The following is a 4,682-nucleotide window of genomic DNA, read 5'->3' as shown; positions in this document are numbered from 1 at the left end:
GCCATCGACATAGGAGCGCCGCCCGCGCGCACTGACCCGCCCGAGCGCGTCATAGCGGGTGAGGGTGGTCGCCACCGGCGCGCCCGAGGCATCGAGCGCCGTCTCCTCGACCATGCGCCCGAGCGCATCGTAGGCATAGCGCCGGTTGGTCGGCCCGCAGCTCGCGCACCCCGGCCCGATCACCTCGATCAGCCTGAAGCCCGCATTGATCGTCGTGTGCCGATACGTTGTGCGCTCGCCCAGGCTGTTGGTCACCGCTGTCAGCCCGCGTTCGGGGTAGTCGACGGTGACCTGCTCGATGCCGGTGCCCGGCACCGACTGGCCGTGCTCATCTCGGCGCAGCGGCAAGCCACGCACGCTCAAGGTGGCCCGTCCGCGCATATCATAGTCATAGGTTGCGATGCGCACCGGCCCCGTCTCGGACTCGACGCTGATGCCGGTCAGATGATGCGGCAGATGCGGCGCAAACTCGGTCTCATCGGCCCCATAGTGATAGCGGCGTACCGACCCCTCGGGGTTGGTCACTGCTATCAGGTTCGCAAGGCCCGGCGCGGTGCGCTCGTTCTGGTGGGCGAGCGTGAAGCGGCCCACCGGCGAGTCGATCGCCACCACCCCGCGAAACCCGCTCGAATCGCGCGGCGCATACTCGAACACCAGGCTACGCCCCTGCGGATCGGTCACCCGCAGCAACTCACCGCGCGGCCCGCGGGTGAGCGTCAAAAAATGCCCCTCGGGCGACAGAATCTGCAACAGACGCCCGCGCCCATCGAAGTCGAGCGTGCACCCATCGGGCCAGTGCCAGCGGAAGGCCTCGGGCCGGGTGGGCGAACCGGAGAGCGCCAGGCGGCCGAAGGCCGGATCGTGGGCCACGAGGGTGTCCGCCCCGGTGCGCGCGAAGAATACCCGCGAACCATCGGCCTGCAGAATGTGGATCGCCTGATCGAATACCGCGAGCTCGGTCTCGTAAGACAGCCGCCAGCCGCGCCCGAGGATGCCCAGAGGCAGCTCGGGCGCGGCCAGCGTGCTGTTGTAGTGGCGCACGATCTCCAGGCCCATCGGCCCGGGCAGCGCGGGCAGATCGGTCTCGCGGCGGTACTTGTTGCCACTGGCCAGATGGATCGGATTGCCCGCCCCGAGATTGGCCCCCGAGCCGGAGCCGATGCTCGCCGGGCCGGAGGGGTCGCACGGGTCGCACGACGGGGCCGGGCAATAGTTGACCGGGGTCATGCCGCCCGGATCGAGGATGTCGTCGAAGATCGACCGCCCGCCCGGCACCGGTGAGTAACCGCCCTCAGAGGCGTTCGATGCACCGCCGGTCGTCTGGAATGGCGTGCCGCCCTGCTGCGGGTCGGCCCAGGCGGGCGACAGCGCCAGGGCGAGCAGGGGGCGGGTGAAGCGGCTTTGTTGAGGTGGCAAAGGCGGCATGTCGAGCAAAGCAATGACAAATGGCTTTCATGCTAGCACGGCCATGCGAAACGGGTAGTCTGAAAAGTGTTGCAGACCGAATGCGTATGACTGAAGGACCGGCTTCGAAACGGTAACGGCAGCACTCAACCGGATTCACTGAACACCGACAACGTGGCTGGAGCAAGCACGTCGAACAAATCGCTCATCTGTGGTTCGGGCAACTGTCCCAGCAACTGCCAGTAGGTTCCGTCCCGTCTGCGGTAAAGCGTCATGGGTGTGACTTCGAAAAGGGAGGTTCGCCAGAAGTGCGTGTTGGCCCGGATAGCCGACAATTCGGCGGGCGTCGGATTGGATGCGGGGGACAGGCCACCGCTGCGGGCGCTTCGGTCGAACTGCTCTCCATAGTTCTGCGCAAGTGCTTTGCGTGGGTTCGAAGCCCGCAGCAGTTCAACGCCCTTGCCGGCGCTGGTGCGATTCATGTAGCTGACCGGCACCCATAGCGCGGCCCAGTCTCTGCGTTCAGGCATATCGAACCACTGCCAAAGCTGCACGCACGCGGGACAATTCAGATCGATGAAGAACACGACCTGAATGTCGCCGTCGGCCCGCCCCACCCTGGCTCCTGCCAGAGAGATGGCCCCGAGCCACACCTCGCGCGAGCGCCGCCCGTGACGGGCGGGACTGGCGCCTTGGAGAGTGTCGGCAAACGTATTCGATGCGAAGAGCGGCAGGATGGTCGCGGCGATGAAGGAGCGACGGGTGATCCCGTGATGGCTCATGGTGGTCCTGGAAAAGAGGATCTTCAAGAGGATGCTGATAGTGGAAAGCGAAGAGTCAATCGGGCTTCGGTGTCTCGCTCTCTCTTGCTTGAGCTTTCCCTGCCTGTTCCTCTTTCACCATCTGGTGAAGCCAGCGGGCCAGGCCGAAAGCGATTACGAATGCCGCAAAAATCATTGCAGGATATGCAACGAGATAGTCGTATCGTATTGTAGCCGTTGAAACTTGGGCATTATAATAAATGAAGGATGGGTACGTCATGGCGGCAATAGCAATACCTGTTCTTGGTGCAAAGAAAACGACGATAAAACCAATAAGTGGAAAGATTAAAGTGAAGCTCTGTGAAAATTCGTACACATAGCTCGATGGCGGTCTTCTTTGAAAATAGTCATTGGCAATCATTCGATTGTGAGCGTTGTCAATAAAGCAATCATATGCATATAGAGTTATCCTTGGGGAGCTGAGCCCTGTGAAGCATAGAAGGTTGCTTTCCCTTAGTGCTTTTATCAAATCACCCTCAGCCGGTTCTTTCTCTGCCTTCGATTGAAAATCCTTGTAAATCTCTGCCCTCTTTCTATATGTTCTCCATTGTGCGTTGAAGCCCCTTGCCTGGAGGTTGATGGAGCCATTCCTAAGTACCTCGATAACATTTACTTGAAGGTCGAGTACATGCTCGTCGTTGGGGTCTAGCTTTGCGTCCAGAATTGACAGTCGTGCTATCGGAATGGACCAACTCTTCAATGATCCATGGTTTTCATGAAGGACTCGTTCATACGCGTCAGAAACAGCGTCGTGCGAGACTAAGAGCAATGCGATAACGACGAACCAAAACAATAATGACTTCTGAGATCGCATCATTTAGTTATTGATAGCATGGTAAATCGTGCTCACGAAGCTGTCTGTGCTCATGCCCAGTCCCCAAACGTGAATCGTGTTCTCATGTGTAAAGATGAAATGGCTGGAAGGGTTCGGATCGAAATCCAGCTTTTCACCCAGCGCGCGCGCCTGCTTCATTCTCTTGCCGTCGATGCCGATTCGACCGACAAGAAGGTGGTTTTCGTTGAATCCTGCAAAGGCGATGCCGTCGAGCAATGTGGCCAGCTTGACCCCCGAGCTGACGGCATCCCTTGACATGGCATACAAGTCTGCTTTCCATGCCGAATTGTGGTTCGCGTCGAACCTTTCCAGCAAAACATTCATCTCGGGAAACGTTACATAGGTCAGGACGAAGCCGCCATCGGGCAGGGCTATGCCGTTCGCACCGAATCCGTCGATCGGCGCCTCGGATTCGATATCGAGATTATCTGATAACCGGATTTGCGCCGATCCTTTTTCGGAAGAAACGAGTGCGATGAGCTTCCCGCCGGTCTCCAGGATGCCGGTAACCATACCGGGAGAGAAACCGCTGAGTACTCGCTCCTGGCGCATGTTGAAATCTGTATCGAGCCAAGCAATGACCGGCAGATTCTCCCCGTTCATGCCGCTGACGTAGTAGCCATCGGCGGTTTGCAGCGTCTGTGTGACCACCGTGAAGCTCGGGAGATCGCCTTTCAGTTCCAGCCCCGTCAGATCAGGGTGAGGTTCGAAGATATTCCACCGAATATCGGGCTGAAGTTGCGGCAGGACGAGCATGCCGCTCTGTGGTCCTGGCGGAGAAAGCAGTGGCGCTTGCTCGATGTGCAGCTTGACCTGAGTTTGGCCCGTCCTGAAGTCCATGAACTGCAGCGTGGATTCGGGCGCCTGCATGTCGTCTGAACGGGTAAGTGTGGCCGCCACGATGTAGGTGTGAGCCTGGGGTATGTTGAATTGAGAAATGCTGACGATATCGCTTGCGTCATGCACATGGATGGTCAGGCTTTCTTCGTTACCATAAGCGAGACTGGCGGATAGAAACGAAAGAATGGCCAAAAGAACGATTCGGTTGTATTTCATGTGGGATTCCTTGGGGAAGGGTTGAGCATCAGCAACATTGGCAGTACTGCTGCCGTCGTTTATTGAACGCAGTATGCCCGCCGATCTGCAGACCGCGATGCATTATGTTGGCAACCCGTATGCAGTGGTTACGAGTGCCAACAATCCCTGGAGAGGGAAACCATCGGATTGACAGACTGTGATGAGGAATCAGGCTGCACGCGTTGATCATTTCCGCAAGGAACGCGTCATCGCATTCGGCCTGATCCTTGTTGCAGGTTTGATAGCACACATCGTGATCGACGCACGCGGCAAGAAATGACGAATCCTCAGAGTGGCCGATGGGGTTGTTTCGGTCGCGATCAAGAAAGATGCCTAAACCGTATAGGGCATTCACAGTGCGTGGTGGAGTGCTGCAACCGTCAATGCAGAAAGGTCTGGCGGTACTGTTTTCCCATATGGGCACCTCGAATAACGCGAGGTTTTCGTTGAATCCCGCCGCCAAACAATGACAGCGACCGAACTCGGTTCAATTTCTCCGGCAAATCACCGCTTTTCTCTGCGGTGTCGCCCCGTTTTCTCTTCGA

The 4,682-nt window shown here is 58.2% G+C and carries 4 protein-coding genes; all 4 read right to left on the bottom strand.

All coding sequences use genetic code 11. The annotated features are described in order from the left end of the window. The coding region (locus tag GPA21_RS19310) for a DUF6531 domain-containing protein (RefSeq protein ID WP_246262063.1) at positions 1-1,425 on the bottom strand (1,425 nt) is incomplete at its 3' end. A gap of 125 nt (positions 1,426-1,550) precedes the next feature. Next, entirely contained in the window at positions 1,551-2,186 is a 636-nt protein-coding gene (locus GPA21_RS19305; RefSeq protein ID WP_168989704.1) for a hypothetical protein, read from the bottom strand. 55 nt (positions 2,187-2,241) lie between these two features. Beyond that, the gene (locus tag GPA21_RS19300) at positions 2,242-2,925 is read right to left on the bottom strand and encodes a hypothetical protein (protein ID WP_168989703.1); all 684 of its coding nucleotides are present in this window, start codon (positions 2,923-2,925) and stop codon (positions 2,242-2,244) included. Between the two features lie 117 nt (positions 2,926-3,042). Further along, positions 3,043-4,116, bottom strand: coding sequence for a hypothetical protein (locus tag GPA21_RS19295; RefSeq protein WP_168989702.1), 1,074 nt, complete (start codon positions 4,114-4,116; stop codon positions 3,043-3,045). Positions 4,117-4,682: the final 566 nt, after the last annotated feature.

This window comes from Azoarcus taiwanensis (assembly GCF_012910885.1).
Taxonomy (GTDB): Bacteria; Pseudomonadota; Gammaproteobacteria; order Burkholderiales; family Rhodocyclaceae; genus Azoarcus_F; species Azoarcus_F taiwanensis.
This window is presented reverse-complemented; position numbering and strand designations above follow the sequence as displayed.